Here is an 18,913-nt window from a genome sequence, read left to right on the forward strand (position 1 = left end):
TTCCAGCCATTTCTGGCATAGGGATCATAGCCCAGAAAGGCAGTCAATTCAGCTTCTAACAAGTTATTAACAGCCTGTTGTAGCTCTTTGCGCAATAAATCATTTATTTTGTCTGGATTGAATAGAGCTTGAGCAAAATCTTTGGTAAAATCATTCATGAAGGAGTTCTTCTTTCTGTATGTGTTTTTTTGTTCAAACCAATCATACGAGAAAGGAACTCCTTTTTCTAATGTTTAAAGAAATAAATTTAAGGAATCATTCATCCTTACACAAACTATTTTACAGTCTCCATATTCTATGATAAACTCATTATTGTTATAAAAATAAGTATAAACGAGGAAAAAATGCGCAAAAAAAATATTTATTCTATTTGTATCGGATTACCGATCTTTTTGATTCTTGCATTCTCTATTATGGCTCATGCAAGTTGGGTTACCGGCTTTGACAATTTCTTTGAAGGCTTAGTCCACAGTATTCCTAATCTGCAGAGCATTATGCATGCAATTACATTTTTAGCAGATACTAAAGTTGACTTAGTTTGGATGCTGTTGATAGCAGTCATTCTTTGGCTGAAAAAGCAGCGTCCTCTTTCGGCAAGTATTGTCATTTCACTAGTTACAGCTGATGCTTTTGGTTGGATTGTTAAACATATAATCCAACGGGCACGACCAGCTGCTCACTTAGCTGCTGATGATGGTTTCAGTTTTCCTAGTGGCCACACATTAGGAATGGCGATCATTGTTTTCTGGCTAATACTAATATTGATTCCAGCTTTAGTTAAAAATAAAACTGCTAAAATCTGGCTCACTGTTTTATTAGCTATTTGGCTTGTTTTAGTAATGATTTCAAGAGTTTATCTCTACGCTCACTGGCCAAGTGATGTTTGCGGCTCAGTTGCTATGGGCTTAATGTGGATTGGCTTAGTAGATGCAATTTGGGATAAAGTTACTCCACAAACAGACAAAAATAATTTTTAAGATTAAAAATAGTCGACGATAAGTCGGCTATTTATTTTGGGCAAAAAGAAAAAGTCACTAAGGAAAATGTCCTTAATGGCTTTTCTACACCTTCAAATTTCTTCCTATCAGCAGATGTCATAAGAAACATCTTGCTTAGCCTTTTCATCCTCGGAGCGCTCATCACACGCTCCGCTACTATAATATCAAATAAAAATAAAAAGATAAAGATTTTTACTTGATAAATTTCAAAAAAAGTATATGAATTCTTAAAAATCAAATTTGTATATTGCTATCATTTTTAACCTTTTTTAGCTCTGATTTAACTGATTTGCTTTTAGTATTGTTAATTGTCTTAAAAAAGGCGGAAATTTGGCCAATTTCTTTTTCGGTAGTCGAACAACAGCCACCTATTATTCTAGCACCATGTTCATACCACTCTTGACTTAACTTTTTAAAATCGAATTTTGCATTAAATGGAATCCAATTGCGCTCAAATTCGTTATAAACGCCACCCAAGTTAGGATAAATGACAATTTGTTTATCAGTAAAATCATGAATTTTATCAATTACTGCAGTTGCTAAAAACGGTTTAAAGCAATTGGCTCCAATCGCAAATACTTGATCATATTCATTAAGCTTTTGCACTACCCGCTTTAAAGGAGTGCCATCACTAATTTTAGTTGTATCATGCAATGTAAAACTTACATACACTGGAATTTCCGGAGCATTTTCCTTTAACCAATCTAAGATTGCTACAACTTCATCCAATTTAGGCTGAGTTTCAAGTGCGAGACAATCAGGTTTATTTGCCAATAAAATCTTCAATCGTGGTAAATGAAAATTAAGATATTCCTCCGTTGTTAGAGAATAATCTCCGCGAAATTCATCCCCTTGAGCTAAATATGCACCATAAGGTCCTACTGAAGCCGCTACATAATTATGAATTCCCGTTGTCTTTGCAAAATCATCACGGGCTTTTTTGGCAATTTGAACTGCATTAGTAATCAATTTAGTAGCCTGGTCTTGTGTAAAACCATGTTTTTCAAAAGCTGGGATATTTGCTTGATAAGTATCAGTAATTGCCATCTGGGCTCCAGCCTTAAAATAATTCATATGTACTTGATAAATTTGAGCAAGATTATGTTCTAATGCAATTGCTGTCCAAAGTTCATTATTTGTATCAATGCCTAACTTCTCAAGAGCTGTAGACATTGCACCATCTAAGATTAATCCTCGATCACGGATCTGTTTGAGCAAATTCATTTTTCTCACCTTAGTATAAATTGAGTAGATAGTTAATATATAGTTAATTTATATTTAATATTACATTAATCTTAGATCTGTTTCAAATATTATTTCTTCCTATGTCTTATTTTTTAGCTACAGTTTGCTATAAATTTATTTAATGCTATTTTCATATAATATTAAAATAGATTTTCGAAATCATGTAAATAATTGGCCAAATAGTGTGCCGTTAAACTTTCAGGCTTTTGCTTTAATTCTAAAGGCTTACCCTCTTGGACAATCCGACCACCGTTTTTACCACCACGTGGGCCTAAATCAATCATGTAATCACAATTGACAATTAAATTTAAATCATGAGTGATTGTAATAATGGTAGCTCCCTGAGCTAACAACTTTTGCATTACTTGGACCAGAACCTTCACGTCAAGAGGATGCAAGCCAATCGTAGGTTCATCGAAAACAAACAATGTATCATTTTGTTTATGACTAAGATGAGTAACAAGTTTAAGGCGCTGAGCTTCTCCACCTGACAAAGTTGGTGTATCTTCTCCCAAATGTAAGTAATCCAAGCCTACTTCTTTTAACAATTTTAGCTCTCGTTCAATCTTAGGCACTTTAACAAAAATCGGTAGAGCTTCATTAACATCTAGATTTAGGGCATCAACAATTGACAGATCATGCCACTTCACCTTTTGTACATCTTGATTATAACGATCGCCATGACAGGTTGGACAGACTTGTTGCATATCTGGTAAAAATTGGATGTCAAGAGTCACAATTCCTGTACCACCACAAGTAGGACAAGCTCCTTGTTTATTATTATATGAAAACCAACTTGGCGTATAATGCTTCTTTTTAGCGAGTGGCTGACTAGCATATAACTTTCGTAAATTGTCCATAATTGAAGTATAAGTTGCTACAGTTGACCGAGTACTTTTACCAATTGGAGATGCATCAACACTTACTACATTTGAAATTGGGCTAGAAAAGCTACTAATTTGTTTTGGCAATTTTTCACTTTTGCTTTTTGCTATAATAGCGGGCACTAAACTATCCAAAATCAAACTAGTTTTACCGGCACCTGAAAAACCAGTTACTGCAGTTAATTGGTTTAGTGGGATTTTAGTTTTTACATCATGTAAATTAAAATATTGCTTTACTTCAAATGAAATAGAATCGGAATTTATTTGATTGGCTGGCTCTCTGGCAAGTAGCTTAGCACTGCCATCCAAATATGGTCGAATTAAAGAATGCTGATCATGTTTGATCGCAGTAATTGAACCTTGATCCAAAATCTGACCACCTTTTTTACCTGAACGTGGTCCAATCTCAATTACTTCATCAGCGGCTTTAATAATGTCAACATTATGATCAACAACTACTAATGAATTGCCCTGAGCAACTAATTTTCGTAAAACCTTAATTAATCCTGCAACATTAGCAGGATGGAGACCAATAGAAGGCTCATCCAAGACATATAAAACTCCAGTAGTTTCAGTACGTAATGTTCTTGCTAATTGAATTCGTTGCAATTCACCTGTCGATAAGGTATTTCCACTTCTAGCCATAGTCAAATAGTCTAGCCCTAAGTCTAATAATGGTTGCAAATTATCCAAAAACTCCTGAATAATCGAATGAGCCATTTTATGCATATTAGTTGGTAAAGTTGCTTGCACATCTTTAACCCAGGTAACTAAATCACCTAACTGCATTTCAGCCACCTGATTAATATTTTGCTTACCGACCAGCTGTTGTAACAATTCTGGTTTCAAACGACTACCATGACAAAGTGGACAAGTCGAATATGTAAAGAATTCGGCTATTCTTTTTTGCGCACGTTCTGATTTGCTACTCTTTGCTGAACGATAGACAGCTTGCCGAGCATTTTCATATAAGGCATTAAAATCATGAAATACCCTGCCAGTTCCTGATAAAAAGTCCATTTTATATTTCTTTTCAGGACCATTTAAGACAAAATCTTTTTCTTTATCAGTAAGATCTTTATAAGGAATGTCGATCCTAACACCAGCATGTTCTGCAACGTTAGACATAAAGTTCCGTCCTGGCAAGCTCCAAGATGCAACTGCACCATCTTTAATTGACAAATTTTCATCCGTAATCAGTTTAGATTCATCTAGTTGCCGTACCTTACCAGTTCCGCCACACTCAGTACATGCACCATCTGAATTAAAAGCAAATTGTTCGGCACTTGGTGCATAAAATTTTACACCACAGACTGGACAAGTTAATTGTCCCATTTGCTCACCTGACATACTCATTGCCTTTGCAATTGCAAAACTCGGCTTCAAGCGGTGTCCATTAGGACAAACTGGAGAACCCAAACGAGAGAAAATTAAGCGTAAAACATTAAAAGTCTCACTCATGGTTCCTACTGTAGCTCGCTCATTTGGTACACTTGGACGCTGCCGTAAAGCTAATGCGGAGGGAATATGTTTGACGCTAGTTACATCAACTTGATTTCCCTGTTTAATTCGCCTACGCATATAAGTTGACAGAGCATCAAGATAGCGTCTTGAACCTTCTTCATAAAGAATCCCCATTGCTAGTGATGATTTTCCTGAGCCTGACAGTCCTGAAATTGCTACAAATTTATTCAAAGGAATGTCAACGTCAATATTCTTTAAGTTATGTACTCGTCCGCCACGAACTTCAATTTTCGTTGGAATCGTCATTAAATATCCCCTTTCCATATTTAGTCATTATCTCTTTTAATCTATAATCATGAATTACCAACAAGCAAACCAATTTTTGGAAAATTATGACAAAATTACTATTAAAAATATGTGTTATATGATATATTATAAGTAGATAAAGTAAGCGCTTACTTTTAAAAGACATAGAAATGAGGTGTTGTTGTGATATTGATTAAAGAAACCCTTGTTTTTTCTTTTGATATATATAAAAATACCACATATTTAGAGACACCTATCAAGCTAGGAGTCATGCGTAACGGCGCTTGATTCGTGTCATAAATAAAAAATGAGGGTTACATTTTGTAACTCTTATTTTTGTTCTTAAAATACAAAAGAAAATCAGTACAAAACACGGAGTTTGTACTGATTTTTAATATTCTAAAGGTTAATTATTTAACCCAATCGCGGACTTCACTATCATCACGTGCAACACCAACAACATTCAGACCATTAGCCCATTCTTTAAAGTGACTAACATAAGCCTTATGGTTAGTGCCTGCTGAGGTAAAGAATGATGCAACTTCACCACGGTAGTTTTTCATCTTTTCAAGTAATGGCTTAATTGGAGTTGCAGGATAGCCTGACCAAACAGGGCTACCGACTAAAATCAAATCATAATTATTAAAATCGATATCATCCATTTGAATTTCAGGATAAGGAACCTTACCTTGAATTTGATCTAGAGCAATATCGTTGGTCTTGTACATATCTGAATCAAAAGCGTCAGGAGCAACAGTTACTTCCTTTAATTCGCTGTTTTCAATTTCTCCGTTAATCTTTTTAGCCATGTTCTTGGTATTGCCTTCCCAAGAATAATAGATAATTAATGTTTTTTTAGCCATAAATTTAGTCCTTCTTTCATTTACATTTATTGTAATAAAAAAAGACCGGTTTGACCAATATTTTAATATTATTATTTTAGCTATTTTCCTTTTCTTTTGATTATTTCCATCATAGCCTGACCATACTTTTTCATCTTCGCTTGCCCTACACCACTTACCTCTAAAAATTCACTTTCATTTTGTGGTTTAATTTGTGCCATATCGTGCAAAGAGCGATCTGAAAAAATCATAAATGCTGGTACTTTTTGCTGCTTAGCTAATTCCAAACGCTTTTGTCTTAAAGCTTCAAATAAAGTATCACTTTCTTCACCAGCATGAGTAGTAGTTACTGAAATCTTAGCAATTCGCCGTTTGACTACAGTTTTGCCATCTAGTACATCCCACCCATGATTAGTTACATGCACTAGTGGATATTTGCTACCTTCAACTTCTAGATAACCTGAAGCAATTAAATAGTCAATCAAGCTTATAGCATCTTTTTGCTTCATTCTTAGAGAGCCAAAAGACTTATATTGTGTAGCATTCATTTCTTGCATGCGCTGATTTTTTGAGCCAATCAAACATTGAGCAACTATCGTTTTTCCAAAGCGACCATCTAGTTCATAAACCATACTAATCACTTTTTGAGCATCAATGGTAATGTCAGTCAATTCATCCTGATTTAGACAATTTGAGCATTTGCCACATGGCGGACAATCTTGACCAAAATAACGGACGATAAATTGCTGCAAACATTCACCAGTATTAGCATAATCAGTAATTGTTTGCAACTTACGATATTGCAGTTCTCGATATTTATCATCCGCATCTGATTCATCAATAAAGTAGCGATATTGACGCAAGTCACCAGGATGATAGATTAAAATCGCTTCGCTTTCTTCCCCATCACGGCCTGCCCGACCTGCTTCTTGATAGTAACTTTCCATATTACGGGCACTTGAGGCATGAATCACAAATCTGACATTACTTTTATCGATCCCCATTCCAAAAGCATTAGTTGCAACAATTACTTGAAATTCATCAAATTGAAAAGCTTCCTGTACTTGACTTCGTTCTGAAGAATCCATTCCACCATGATAAGCACCAACAGAGATTCCTTTCTTAGCCAAATAATCTGTCAAACTTTCAACTTTTTTACGTGTATTAGTGTAAATAATCCCTGCTTTATCCTGATGTGCCTTAATATATTCTGAAATATATAATGGAGTATTTTGTGGTGAGTTGACCACTTTAAACGATATATTAGGGCGAGCAAAAGAGGTAACAATCATATTCTCCTTGGGAATATTCAATTGTTCACAAATATCATCTTGAACCGCAGGCGTGGCTGTCGCTGTTAAAGCTAATATATTTGGTCTGCTTTTTAGTGAATTGATTCCATCTAATAATTGACGATAAGCAGGTCGAAAATCATGTCCCCATTGTGAAATACAGTGTGCTTCATCGACAGCAACTAGATCAATATCTAAAAAATTTAACTGATATCTAAAATAATCAATCGCTAAACGCTCAGGTGTAATATAAATTAACTTAATTTTGCCTTTATATGCCTGACGTAAAATTGGATTAACCTCTTCTTGCGGTGTAGTAGAATTTAATGCTGCCGCATTAATTCCATTTTGCTTTAAATTATCAATTTGATCTTTCATTAAAGAAATTAATGGTGAAATAACCAAAGTTACACCGGAATTAATCAAAGCTGGTATTTGATAACACATTGATTTTCCGCCACCGGTTGGCATAACCGCTAACACATTTTGCTTTTTTAAAACTAAATCAATTACTTGTTTTTGACCTGGGCGAAAATTTGTATAGCCAAATATATCTTTTAAAACTTCTTCTGGATTCATAAACTTATCCTAACTAGTTAAATTGCTACTTTTTATTCTAAATTAACAATTTACCCCAAACAAGATAAAAAGATTCACACTTTTAAATAAAGAAAAATGTGAATCTTTTAGAGTTAAATTTACTTATAAAATGTTTCTTCTACTGCATGAGTAATCGCAATCTTATCATGAGCATAGGACAAACCACCTTGAATATAAAGCATATATGGATCACGAAGTGGACCATCAGATGACAACTCAATAGTTGAGCCTTCGACAAATGAACCAGAAGCCATTACAACCTCATCTTCGTAGCCATCTTGGTGATAAGGAATTGGATCAACAAAAGAGTTCATAGGTGAATAATGTTGAATTGCTGCACAGAACTTAACCATTGGATCCGGCTTGCCAAAAGTAACAGTTTGAACAATATCACTACGTGGATCACTCCATTTAGGTGAAACCTGCATCCCCATTTCTTCTAATAAGGCTGCAGTAAAGACCATACCTTTTTGAGCTTCACCAGTAGTATGAGCTGCCATAAAGAATCCTTGGTAGATATCGCGCAAATAACCCCAAGTTGCGCCTTCACCTTTTCCAGCTCCTGGCACTGTCAACCGTGAACCAGCACCATCAATTAAATCCTGCCGGCCAACTAAAAAAGCACCGCCTTTTACTAAACCTGCACCAGCATTCTTATAAAGGGAACCAGCCATCATATCAGCACCATAAAAAGTTGGTTCTTCACATTCAGAAAATTCTCCATAACAATTATCAATAAAAATATTAACATCTGGACGAACTTCTTTAATGAACTTAAGCATTGGCTTAATCTTAGCCATAGTAAAAGTCTTACGAGTTGCATACCCTAATGATCTTTGAATTGCGACTACTTTAATTGATGGGTCCATGATATCTTTTTTAGCTTGGTCGTAGTCTACTTCCCCATTCTTCAATTCAGTAGTCTTAAAATTAATTCCCCATTCCTTCATGTTACCGGGCTTATTACCAGCAAGACCAATTACTTCTTGAATGGTATCATATGGCGTTCCAGTTAAATAATAAAGGGTATCCCCTGGGCGAAGCATGCTGAAAAGACCAACTGTAATTGCATGAGTACCTGAGCCAAATTGTGGACGAACTAGAGCATCATCTGTTTTAAAATAGTCAGCATATATATCTTCAATCTTATCACGACCTATATCGTCGTAGCCGTAGCCTGTTGATGGAACTAGATCTTCTTCACCAACATGATGTTTTCTAAATAGGTCCAATACACGTTGTTGATTATACAAAACTTGTTCATCAATTTCTTCTAGACGAGGTTGAATCATTGATTCAACTTTAGTCACTTTATCGCTTAACTCTTTTGGTAAATTCTCTTTCCAAGAAAAACTCATTTTTAACTCCCTATTTATTTTTGATTACTTCTGCTTGTACGCATAAACTACCATTATTATTTTCGCTCAGATATACTCCCTGAATCTCTGGCACAAAACCAGGAAACTTTTCAATAGCATGCGCCAAGACTTCAAAGTACTTTTGGTCTACTACTCCCCATTTTTCACCAGGTGCAACAATGAAAACTCCTGGTGGATACGGCAAAGCTCCTTCGGCAGCAATTCTTCCAACAACATTTTCTAGGTTGACCAGTTCATTTTGATCCTTTTTAAAAAGCTGATCAGCTGTAGCTGGTGTCATTTGATAGTCTTGCATCCCTGATTTAGAAAATAGCTTTTGCTGTAATACAAAAGTATTATTTTCCTGATAGTACTCATGCATCTCTTGACACAACTGTTTCAGGGTATAGCCTTGATAACGCTTTGGATACTCATTATATAAAACCGGCAAAACATCTTTCATTAAGTCATCTTCTAGATAGTGTTTTTCAAAACTTAAAAAAGCTTCAAGTAAAGTATCTAGTTCTGCTTGACTATCTCCCGGTGTAAGTAAAAACAACAATGAATTCAAATCATTTTTAGCTCGAATAATATGATTTTCCATTAAGTATTCTGCCACTACCGCGCCTGGAATACCCGTTTTCTCATACTTTTCATTTTTTACATCAATCCCGGGAGTTTTTACCGTAATCTTCAATGGGTCAATCATTGCTTCGCCTGGAACCATTTTACGGAAACCGTGCCAATCCGTATTTTGTCCCATTTCCCAATATTCTGCATTGGTAGCCAATTCATCAGTCGAAATTTCGGCAAAATTGTCAGGAACTAATGGCTTAAATAGCTTAGACTTTTTGAGTAGTTTTTTCCGCCATTCAATTCCCATTCGCAGAGTTTGATCCCACCACTTTTTATTTCCTGCTCCAGCAGTAACGTAGGAATTAACTGTTAATGAAGCATAAAGTGGGTATGCATAACTGGAAGTAACAAACTTCAGATAAGCATGATTAAAGTGCTTATGATCAACATATCGTTTTTGTCCTTTAATATGAGCATCCTTTTTTAGAATCTGTGACGCTTGAGCCATACCTGCTTGCTGTTTATGTAATGACTGAGTAACCAAAATACCTGGATCATCAGGACCCAAGTTAAGTAGAAGTGGTGATAAATGTCTCATAATTGGCACGAATTCTTCAAAGCCGCCCCAGGCACAGTCAAACAGAACATAATCACAAAGTTTACCGATTCGGTCAATAATCCACTGTGCATCATAAAAGACTCCATCATAGGTTTCTGCTTGTACGATTGCTAACCTAAATGGACGCTTAGCCTTTGCCTTTGCCGGATCTATCTTAGCTACTTCAGCTCTAATTTTATCTTCAGTTAAGAAGGCTGGATCCATTTCTCCAATTAGTCCAAGTGCATTTCGATCAGTTGGAATGTAGACCGGCTTTGCTCCGCTCATTACCAAGGCAGAATTATACAAAGATTTATGATTATTTCGATCAAATAAAACTAGATCGCCTTCAGATAAAAGTGCACTTGCACAAATAGAATTAGCTGAAGTCGTTCCGTTGGTACAGAAGTAAACCTTATCTGCATGATAAGTTTTAGCAGCTTTCTTTTCTGCATTAAGTGGCGTTCCAGCATGCGTCATTGTATCCCCTAATTGAGGAACAGTATCACTTGTATCGGCAAACATTAGATTTTTACCAAAGAACTTATTAAAAACTACTCCGGCAGGATGTTTGTCATAATATTGCCCATTATGGTGACCCGGTGTAGTAAATGAAATTGGTTTTGCTTGAGCAAAATTGATCAAGTCGGTCAAAAAGCCTGGCACCATTTGCTTTTCATATTCTGTAGCTTTCTGAGTGACTTGGTCTTCATCTACCTGATCAGTTACTTTAATCAATGGAATCGGAAAGCCAGATTGTTCTCTTAGAGCTTCTGCTTGTTTTATTCCTAATGCATCATCATTTTTGACAACAATTGCGGCAAGTTCAGCACTATTTTGTACATCGCCAATTGGAATTGACGACCAACCTTTCATCTTATTAACATTGACGCCATTTCCAATGGCAATTTTCAAAAAATCCATCCTTTTTCTTTCCATTTTGTCCACGAAACCGTTTTACATATTGCAAAACTTTAAAAAGTCTTTATAATTTTTCTACAGTATAGCGTACTTTTTGCATTCTTTCTTAAAATACGCTACAGCTGAAATTATTATATAAATATTGGAGGTTTTTAACAAGTGCATTTGCCTTGCTCGCCTCCGAGAACAGCTATGTCAACACAACGATAAAATAGCTTAACTTGGAGGATTTTTTATGTCAGAAACAATCGAAACAGTCAATTTCGAACCCGGCAAAAAACACTACATGTCATGGCCGGTTATTGCATTGATCGACTTCGTAACGATTATCAGTTTTGAAAATATTTTTTATCCATTTCAAAATCAAGGCTTATCAGTAGTTGTATCTTGGATTTTCCTACTCTTCGCCTACGTTATTCCTTATGCATTGATGTCTAGTCAAATGGGCCTAACCTTTACTGATCAAGCCGGTGGATTGGCATCTTGGGTACGTCATTCATCTAACGATACACTGGGCTACTGGACTTCATGGATGTATTGGGTTCAAACTGTTCCTTATTTGGTCGATGTTTCTAATTCAGTTATTGTGTCCTTTTCATGGATTATTTTGGGCAACAATACTTTAGACAAGCATATGTCTACTTTTTGGTTTGGGATTTTGACCTTTGTCATTATTCTTGCCTTTATTTTGGTTGAAAATGCAATCAAGAATTCACTTGAACTACTATCTTTAATTGGTGGTGGTGCAATGTTTATTATGTCTATGCTCTTTGTTTTACTTGCTGTTTGGTCAGTTATGCATGGACACCATATTGCTACCCAACCATTTAACTTGGCCGCATTTAAGCCATCATTTAGTTTACGTTACTTTTCTACCACTGGTCTTCTAATCTTCGCCATGTCTGGTGCAGAACTTGCTGCTCCTTATATCGTACAAATGCGCGATCCAAAACACGAATTTCCTAAAGCAATGTGGATGTTGGCTTTGATGACTGGATTCTTGACTATCTTCGGTACTTTGGCTTTAGCAATGTTTTTCAATGCTCATCATATTCCACATGATTTCAAGATGAACGGACCTTACTATGCATTTCAACTACTAGGCGAAAGCCTTGGTTGGGGCAAAGTATTAATGTACATCTTTGCTGTTGTTCAAGCCCTCTTTATGATGGCCCAATTAGCAGTTTTACTTGATGCATCAAGTCGTGTCTTTGCCGGTGACGTTGCCGACAAATTCATGCCAAAATGGTTAACTGGGAAAAAAGACAAAACAGGTCGTCCAGTTCACTCGTACACTTTAACTTGTGGTTTAGCCTTATTCTTGCTTTTACTTACTGGGACTTTGCCAAATATTAATTCAATTTACAATTGGCTTTTAAATATCAATGGTATTATTTCCCCATACAAGACTTGTTGGGTATTCTTCGCTTTCATTATGTTACGGATGCACCAAGAGAAGTTCCACTCAGATTATGTCTTCATTAAAAATAAGACTGGTGCCCTTATCATGGGCTGGTGGTGCTTAGTCTTTACCTTTATCTGTGCTACTTTAGGATTTATTCCTCAAGAAGCAGAAGCAACATTCGGTAGCGCAGCTTTTAATCACCAATTAATTATGAATATTATTACAGTTATCGTACTCTTTGGCTTAGGCTTCTTACTACCATACTTAAGAAAACGCGAAGAACGTAAAGAAATGAATATATAAAATAAACATGCTTCGATCAGTTCGAAAATCGAGGCATGTTTATTTTATTATTCTAAGATTTCAACCTGCATCTTACTAGGAACATTAACAAAGTCGAATTGTTTTTGAAAAACATGATCAAACCGTAAATCATAAACAGAACCAATAATTGGTGTTAATGCAAAAGCTCGTAAAGTGTTCATATCTTTAGTTTTATTAGCATAAATATGATGCATTTGTGGTTTGATTTTATAAATTCGTTCTAAATATTGTGGACTTACCTCATCAACATAGCCTTCTAGAGTGAAACCAATGCTAGTGAGAGTTTCTCTTCCGCGCAAAGCGGTAATTGAAACTTTATTGTGTCCCTTAATATGGCGATAAAATGACTTCTGATTAGTCGTTGCAAAAATCAGACGACCATCTTCATTAAAGTCAATATCGATAATATTGGTATGTGGATCACCATTTTGATCAACGGTACCAAAAATTACTGAATGGAAACAATCAACGATTAGATCTAGGAATTCGTCGTTACTTAAATTGCGATCGAGTTCAGGAACATGTTGTCTCATAATAATCTTTCCGTTTCTATATACTTTCTGTAATTTTTATCTATATTATTTCTTATAGTGTACATGACACAATTAACTAAAAACAACTTTAATGCTCATTATTTTCCCATTTTAAATGTATAATTGTTTAATATTAATTTTTCTGGTAAAATTTTAGCTAACAAAAAATAAGAAAAGAGGCAGAATATGAATTTAGATTATAAGAAATTGGCCCAAGCCAAAAAGGACGACATTCTTCGTGATCTTGACGAATTAATCGCAATCGACTCATCTGAGGATTTGAATAATACTTCCGAAGAGTATCCTGTTGGTCCAGGTCCAGTTAAGGCAATGAAGAAATTCTTATCGTTTGCACAGCGTGATGGTTTCCATATCAAAAATGTTGACAATTACGCTGGCCGTGTCGACTATGGTACTGGTGAAAAACGTTTAGGCATTATTGGCCACATGGACGTGGTTCCAGCTGGTGACGGCTGGGTAACTGATCCTTTTAAAATGTTAATTAAGGATGGTAAAATCATTGGTCGAGGTTCTGCCGATGATAAAGGTCCTGCCCTAGCTGCATATTATGGCATGCTTTTACTTAAAGAAGCTGGATTTGAACCTAAGAAAAAGATTGATTTTATTGTGGGAACCAATGAGGAAACTAATTGGGTTGGCATTGATTACTACCTAAAACATGAGCCAACCCCTGATCAAGTATTCTCACCTGATGCCGAATTTCCAATTATCAACGGTGAACAGGGGATCTATACCCTGACCATGACCTTTAAAGATGACAATAAAAAGGGATCAGTAATCCTTAAGTCATTCAAGGCCGGCATTGCCGAAAACGTAACTCCTCAAAAGGCCTATGCAACTATTGTTGGTAGTGATTTAGCCACAATGAAGGAAAAATATACTAAGTTTTTATCAGATAATAAACTTGAAGGCGAATTCACTATTGAGGGCGATGAAGCTAAGATTGAATTAACTGGTCAAGGTGCCCATGCATCTGCACCTCAAGTTGGTAGAAATGCGGCTACATTTTTGGCAGTATTTCTAGATCAATTTGATTTTGCTGGTCGCGATAGAAGCTGGCTTCATTTCTTAGCCGATGTTGAACATGAAGACTTTAACGGCAAAAAATTAGGCGTTGCTCATCATGATGACTTGATGGGTGATCTCTCAAGTGCTCCATCAATGTTTGATTACGAGGAAAATGGAAATGCTGTTTTGAAAGATAATATTCGCTATCCTCAAGGTACTGATCCAGATAAGATGGTTAAGCAAGTTGAAGAAAAATTTGGTGATATCTTAACTCCAAGTTTTGCTTCATTTGAAGAACCTCATTATGTACCTGGAGACGATCCATTAGTTCAAACCTTGCTCAAAGTTTATGAACGCCAGACTGGTAATAAAGGTCATGAAGTCGTGATCGGCGGTGGGACTTATGGGCGTTTATTTAAGCATGGAGTTGCATATGGCGCTCAACCTGAAGATGCTCCAATGGTTATGCACCAAGCAAATGAATATATGAAGGTAGATGACCTAATTAATTCAATTGCGATTTATGCCGAAGCTATCTATGAATTGACCAAGGACGCCGAATAAAAATTTTTACATGTATCAAAAAAGCTTATATACTGATCTTGTTTTAATGCAGTATATAAGCTATAGAAAGTTGCTAGTGTCATATATCACTAGTGACTTTTTTATTTTTCCAATAAAACTTCTTCATTATTTTTCTTAGATTTTAGCCAAAAATGATGTCCCAAGTAACAAATAGCTACAAAAGGAATTGTATAGTACAATGCTACTCTTTGGGTTGGATCGAACCAGATTAACACACAAGAAAGCAGGCTTGATATAAATGCAAAATATGGAATTACAGGATACCATGGGGTCTTGTACTTCAATTCACTGAGTTGATGACCTGAGTTTAAAAATGCCCTTCTAAACTTCAATTCTGACCATGCAATCGCCGTCCAAACGAATACAACAGCTAATCCAGAAACTTCGTTGCCCAACGACCAAAGCATTCTAGTTGAAGCATACAAACCTGAATTGGCCGCAGAAATAATTGCAGTCAAAACTACGAAGTTCATAATATTTGCAGCAAATGGCACATGAATTAGGTCAAGCACATACACAAATGGGCTTTGAGTTACTCCAGCCGTATGATAAGGAATTAATGCAGCCATAACTACAATTGAGCCAATAAAGAAGACAATTAAACGCCAAAGTGTTGTCCTAATTGCTTCAAGAATAGCTTTCTGAGGATTCTCTGCTTCACCAGCCGTAATGCCAATAAGCTCAGTTCCTGAAAAAGCAAAGTTTACTGTTAGCATTGTTGTAAATACTCCACCCCAGCCGTTGGGGAACCAGCCATTTTTATAAAAATTAACCAATCCCAATGTGCTTGATAAACTTTGCTCAACTGATCAATCAAAGCTGTTGCGGTCCATAATTTATTATTATTATCTACGCCTTGTTTTTCCAATTCATACGACATTGCACCATCTAGGACTAATCCCTTATTTTTAATCTGTTCAAGCAAACCCATTTTTTTCATGCTGTCAATATTATTTCAGTAAATTTCCTAAATAATAGCCGCAATAAACTAGAACCAAGCCACCCAGATATGATGACACCGCGTAGAATACAAGACCACGATAATTTTTACTCTTATAAAGCTCAACCAATTCTGTATTCATAGTGGAAAAGGTTGTATAGCCACCCATTACTCCAGTTCCCAGTAATGCATAAATAAAAGTGTTAGCACCAATTCCAAAAATCAAGCCTAAAATTAGTGCTCCAGTTAAGTTAATAAGCAAAGTCGGTGTAGGTAAATTAGAAAATTTATTACCAATCCATTCCCAATGCTTTTTACCATAATTAGTAATAGCATAACGAAGCATAGCTCCAATTGATGCACCAATTCCTGCAAGCAAAAAATTCATCGTGTATTCCTTTCCTTTCTTACTAATTGACCAACTTTTTTACCAATTTTCATTCCTAACATAGCAAAAACAAAGCCAAAAATAATTGAGCTAAAGTAATAAATTACTGCTTCGATTGGCAAATTAGCCTGCATATTTTTTAAAACATCAAGATTAAAAGTTGAAAAAGTAGTAAATGCACCTACAAAGCCAGTACCTAATCCAACTACAAGCCACTGCCTAATCTCTTTAGTTTCAATAAAAAAGTAGGTGAAAAACGCTAATAAAAAGCAACCTATGACATTACCCCAAAAAGTACCATAATAGCTGAAGTTTGCATTTAAACCAGCACGTGCCATACCACCAAAAAAGGCGAAAATAGCGATACTAATGTAATTAATAAATTTTGAATTCAAACAGATTCCTCCCACAAAAAAACGTCTACTCTACCCCTATCGGATAAAGTAGACGTCATTAGATTTTACTCGGTTAATGGCGAACGTCATCGCCTATTCAGTTAACAGTTATCATCATACGACTTTTCTGTTTGGTTGGCAAGTTGTATTGTGTGCGTGTCGCTTTGCGACACGCAGTTTGATTATTTAATAAAAAATTTAGTAACAACGTGCTTGAAATAATGTATAATTATTTTTAACGAATGTTTGAAAGGAGCCTCAATCTTGACTTTTCCATATGAAGATAAATTTCGCATTTACTGTAAACAACAAAAGAAACTAGCCGATTCAACTATTTCTCTAGCCTGTTCTTCAATTTCAACTTTTTGGGATTATTATTCTGGTAGTTTAGATGCTACTGAAGCAAATGTAGAAAATGTTACAACTGGAGATATACGTAACTTTTTAGATTCACTTGAAAATAAACTCCATATGAAAAGTAATACAGTAAATAAATATCTTAGTCACATAAAGATGTATTTTGTTTTTTTGAATGAATATGGCTACATCATTACTTATCCATTGCTCACTTTACGTGGTAATCGCTTCAATCGTAAGCAACACTATGTTATTGGCTGGGAAAATTATTTATCAGAATTAATTCAAATAAAAAATATTCATCCTGAAACTATCAAGATGATGGCTGCTATTGCTTGTGGTTTTAAGCCAAAAGAAATTATGATTTTGCATGTAAATGAATTGTTGGCAAAAGTTAAAGAAAATGATGTCAGAGAATATATCCAAAATCACACTAATTTTGCCAATAACGATAATCCCTATCTGTTTGCTCGCCGCGATGGCAAACATTACGCTTCTGATTTTAATATTAACCAAAAAATTGCCCCTGACCGTTCAATAGTCGGCATGCCATTAACTACACATAAGCTTCGGATGTCTTATGTCTACTCTGTTTTGTCTAATTCAAAATTAACAGAAGCGGATTATATTGAAAAATTACATCTTTCAATGAAAACTTTAAATTACTACCGTAAAAATATGACACTCTATGTAGAAACAAGTAAATTTGAATTAAAAAAATAAACAAGCAAAAACGACTACCCATTTCGAGTAGTCGTCTTTGTTTGTTGAAGGTGAAATTTCAACAAATCTATCTTAGTCAGAACTTGGAGTTATCTATTAGTACCAGCCATTTGCTTGCCAGAAATTTTTAGCAGCGCTCCAAGAGCCATATCTAGATTTGACATAATTATCCGCTACACGTTCTTGGTTAGCAGCTGAATAATCACCATTCAAATAAGATGAAGAAAGTTGATACTTACCTACATATTGGCCATTTCTAGCACTGTATGAGCCACCAGATTCTTTGCTTGCGATCCATGCCTTTGCACTAGCTTCGGAACCTGTTGCGGTTGATGAATATGAACTAGTTGTTGTCGTCTTAGGTGTGTAGTTCACATTTGAATAAGTGTATGAACTTTGACTTTGGCTAGCTTGTGTAGTTTGTTGAGCTGGCGTTTGTGTTTGAGTGTAGGTATTTTCTTGTCTAGCTTGAGTATTTTGGCTAGTAGTATAACTAGTTGCTAATACCCATTGATTTAAGCCAAGATCATACCACTTCTGTCCCTTTGAATCATAAGCAGTTTTTATAATCTTCCAGTTAGTACCTGCTGCTAAAGTTTGACCAGTTGCAACTGGATTTTCATAGTTATTGTAAACGGTAGTAGCTTGTGTAGTTGTATACACTACTGCATCATTTTGCACAACGGCAGCTTGTGCTTCATTATTATCTAGTTGATTGATTGCACCAATACCTGCAAGTGATAAAGCAGCAACAGCAATAGTCTTAGTTAAAATAGATTTAGTTTTCAAAAAACATCTCTCCTTAAATTAAAACGTCAATTATTATTCGTCATTTTTGTTTTATTATTCTCTTGCAATTGACATTTTATATAATACCTGCTTCGAGTTGCAGTTCCATCGAGACTGTAAAATAGTTTGTGTAAGGATGAATGATTCCTTAAATTTATTTCTTTAAACATTAGAAAAAGGAGTTCCTTTCTCGTATGATTGGTTTGAACAAAAAAAACACATACAGAAAGAAGAACTCCTTCATGAATGATTTTACCAAAGATTTTGCTCAAGCTCTATTCAATCCAGACAAAATAAATGATTTATTGCGCAAAGAGCTACAACAAGCTGTTAATAACTTGTTAGAAACTTAGTTAAATGC

At 35.5% G+C, this 18,913-nt stretch carries 15 protein-coding genes, 2 pseudogenes and 1 riboswitch; of the genes and pseudogenes, 4 read left to right on the forward strand and 13 right to left on the reverse strand.

The genetic code is table 11. The annotated features are described in order from the left end of the window. A pseudogene (locus CP367_RS10040) lies at positions 1-158 on the reverse strand (IS256 family transposase); the annotation flags it as partial. Between the two features lie 186 nt (positions 159-344). Between CP367_RS10040 and CP367_RS10045 the strand changes: the two are divergent. Then, positions 345-977 carry a phosphatase PAP2 family protein gene (locus tag CP367_RS10045; RefSeq protein ID WP_061204700.1) on the forward strand — a complete coding sequence of 211 codons (633 nt, stop codon included), beginning with the start codon at positions 345-347 and terminating at the stop codon, positions 975-977. A gap of 255 nt (positions 978-1,232) precedes the next feature. Here CP367_RS10045 and mmuM read toward each other — a convergent pair whose 3' ends face one another. The 6 genes from mmuM to CP367_RS10080 form a co-directional block, all read right to left on the reverse strand. After that, a complete protein-coding gene (gene mmuM / locus CP367_RS10055) occupies positions 1,233-2,222 on the reverse strand; it encodes a homocysteine S-methyltransferase (protein WP_057727053.1) in 990 nt (329 codons plus the stop codon). Between the two features lie 161 nt (positions 2,223-2,383). Next, entirely contained in the window at positions 2,384-4,897 is a 2,514-nt protein-coding gene (locus CP367_RS10060) for an excinuclease ABC subunit UvrA (RefSeq protein WP_089146105.1), read from the reverse strand. A 410-nt stretch (positions 4,898-5,307) separates the two neighbouring features. Continuing rightward, positions 5,308-5,760, reverse strand: coding sequence for a flavodoxin (locus CP367_RS10065; RefSeq protein WP_005719566.1), 453 nt, complete (start codon positions 5,758-5,760; stop codon positions 5,308-5,310). A gap of 80 nt (positions 5,761-5,840) precedes the next feature. After that, on the reverse strand, positions 5,841-7,610 hold the full coding sequence (gene recQ, locus CP367_RS10070) for a DNA helicase RecQ (RefSeq protein WP_089146104.1): 1,770 nt from the start codon (positions 7,608-7,610) through the stop codon (positions 5,841-5,843). A 119-nt stretch (positions 7,611-7,729) separates the two neighbouring features. Next, complete coding sequence (locus tag CP367_RS10075) at positions 7,730-8,989, reverse strand: methionine gamma-lyase family protein (RefSeq protein WP_013086330.1); 1,260 nt, start codon at positions 8,987-8,989, stop codon at positions 7,730-7,732. A gap of 10 nt (positions 8,990-8,999) precedes the next feature. Next, a complete protein-coding gene (locus tag CP367_RS10080) occupies positions 9,000-11,087 on the reverse strand; it encodes a putative ornithine decarboxylase (RefSeq protein WP_057727010.1) in 2,088 nt (695 codons plus the stop codon). 232 nt (positions 11,088-11,319) lie between these two features. Here CP367_RS10080 and CP367_RS10085 point away from each other — a divergent pair, with 232 nt between their 5' ends. After that, positions 11,320-12,792, forward strand: coding sequence for an APC family permease (locus CP367_RS10085; protein ID WP_089146103.1), 1,473 nt, complete (start codon positions 11,320-11,322; stop codon positions 12,790-12,792). Positions 12,793-12,839: 47 nt separating this feature from the next. On the opposite strand, the gene CP367_RS10090 is transcribed toward CP367_RS10085, so the two are convergent. Beyond that, the gene (locus tag CP367_RS10090) at positions 12,840-13,346 is read right to left on the reverse strand and encodes a pyridoxamine 5'-phosphate oxidase family protein (protein WP_005720258.1); all 507 of its coding nucleotides are present in this window, start codon (positions 13,344-13,346) and stop codon (positions 12,840-12,842) included. Positions 13,347-13,532: 186 nt separating this feature from the next. Between CP367_RS10090 and pepV the strand changes: the two genes are divergently transcribed. Next, the gene (gene pepV, locus CP367_RS10095; RefSeq protein ID WP_065990373.1) at positions 13,533-14,939 is read left to right on the forward strand and encodes a dipeptidase PepV; all 1,407 of its coding nucleotides are present in this window, start codon (positions 13,533-13,535) and stop codon (positions 14,937-14,939) included. A gap of 101 nt (positions 14,940-15,040) precedes the next feature. Here pepV and CP367_RS10100 read toward each other — a convergent pair. The 4 genes and pseudogenes from CP367_RS10100 to CP367_RS10115 form a co-directional block, all read right to left on the reverse strand. Continuing rightward, positions 15,041-15,739, reverse strand: a pseudogene (locus CP367_RS10100) (amino acid permease); the annotation flags it as partial. Further along, positions 15,670-15,900, reverse strand: a complete 231-nt coding sequence (locus CP367_RS10105; protein WP_005723028.1) for a hypothetical protein — start codon at positions 15,898-15,900, stop codon at positions 15,670-15,672. The pseudogene CP367_RS10100 and the gene CP367_RS10105, both read right to left, overlap by 70 nt. Positions 15,901-15,910: 10 nt before the next feature. Beyond that, on the reverse strand, positions 15,911-16,288 hold the full coding sequence (gene crcB, locus CP367_RS10110; protein WP_005723027.1) for a fluoride efflux transporter CrcB: 378 nt from the start codon (positions 16,286-16,288) through the stop codon (positions 15,911-15,913). Continuing rightward, entirely contained in the window at positions 16,285-16,683 is a 399-nt protein-coding gene (locus CP367_RS10115) for a CrcB family protein (RefSeq protein ID WP_005727168.1), read from the reverse strand. The genes crcB and CP367_RS10115 overlap by 4 nt, the downstream gene beginning before the upstream one ends. Before the next feature lie 42 nt (positions 16,684-16,725). Beyond that, a riboswitch (Fluoride riboswitch) is annotated at positions 16,726-16,786 on the reverse strand. A gap of 161 nt (positions 16,787-16,947) precedes the next feature. On the opposite strand from CP367_RS10115, the gene CP367_RS10120 reads away from it, so the two are divergent. Further along, positions 16,948-17,763 (forward strand): phage integrase N-terminal SAM-like domain-containing protein, encoded by an 816-nt coding sequence (locus tag CP367_RS10120; RefSeq protein ID WP_013086325.1) that lies wholly within the window; start codon positions 16,948-16,950, stop codon positions 17,761-17,763. A gap of 96 nt (positions 17,764-17,859) precedes the next feature. On the opposite strand, the gene CP367_RS10125 is transcribed toward CP367_RS10120, so the two are convergent. Then, entirely contained in the window at positions 17,860-18,552 is a 693-nt protein-coding gene (locus tag CP367_RS10125; RefSeq protein WP_013086324.1) for a hypothetical protein, read from the reverse strand. Positions 18,553-18,913 lie beyond the last annotated feature (361 nt).

Origin of the sequence: Lactobacillus sp. UMNPBX16 (assembly GCF_002553775.1) — a bacterium.
GTDB classification, from domain to species: Bacteria; Bacillota; Bacilli; order Lactobacillales; family Lactobacillaceae; genus Lactobacillus; species Lactobacillus crispatus.

Bases quoted from the DNA above. Each gene is read 5' to 3' on its own strand.
- CP367_RS10045 (WP_061204700.1), top strand. From the start codon at position 345: ATGCGCAAAAAAAATATTTATTCTATTTGTATCGGATTACCGATCTTT.
- mmuM (WP_057727053.1), bottom strand. From the start codon at position 2,222: ATGAATTTGCTCAAACAGATCCGTGATCGAGGATTAATCTTAGATGGT.
- CP367_RS10060 (WP_089146105.1), bottom strand. From the start codon at position 4,897: ATGACGATTCCAACGAAAATTGAAGTTCGTGGCGGACGAGTACATAAC.
- CP367_RS10065 (WP_005719566.1), bottom strand. From the start codon at position 5,760: ATGGCTAAAAAAACATTAATTATCTATTATTCTTGGGAAGGCAATACC.
- recQ (WP_089146104.1), bottom strand. From the start codon at position 7,610: ATGAATCCAGAAGAAGTTTTAAAAGATATATTTGGCTATACAAATTTT.
- CP367_RS10075 (WP_013086330.1), bottom strand. From the start codon at position 8,989: ATGAGTTTTTCTTGGAAAGAGAATTTACCAAAAGAGTTAAGCGATAAA.
- CP367_RS10080 (WP_057727010.1), bottom strand. From the start codon at position 11,087: ATGGATTTTTTGAAAATTGCCATTGGAAATGGCGTCAATGTTAATAAG.
- CP367_RS10085 (WP_089146103.1), top strand. From the start codon at position 11,320: ATGTCAGAAACAATCGAAACAGTCAATTTCGAACCCGGCAAAAAACAC.
- CP367_RS10090 (WP_005720258.1), bottom strand. From the start codon at position 13,346: ATGAGACAACATGTTCCTGAACTCGATCGCAATTTAAGTAACGACGAA.
- pepV (WP_065990373.1), top strand. From the start codon at position 13,533: ATGAATTTAGATTATAAGAAATTGGCCCAAGCCAAAAAGGACGACATT.
- CP367_RS10105 (WP_005723028.1), bottom strand. From the start codon at position 15,900: ATGAAAAAAATGGGTTTGCTTGAACAGATTAAAAATAAGGGATTAGTC.
- crcB (WP_005723027.1), bottom strand. From the start codon at position 16,288: ATGAATTTTTTGCTTGCAGGAATTGGTGCATCAATTGGAGCTATGCTT.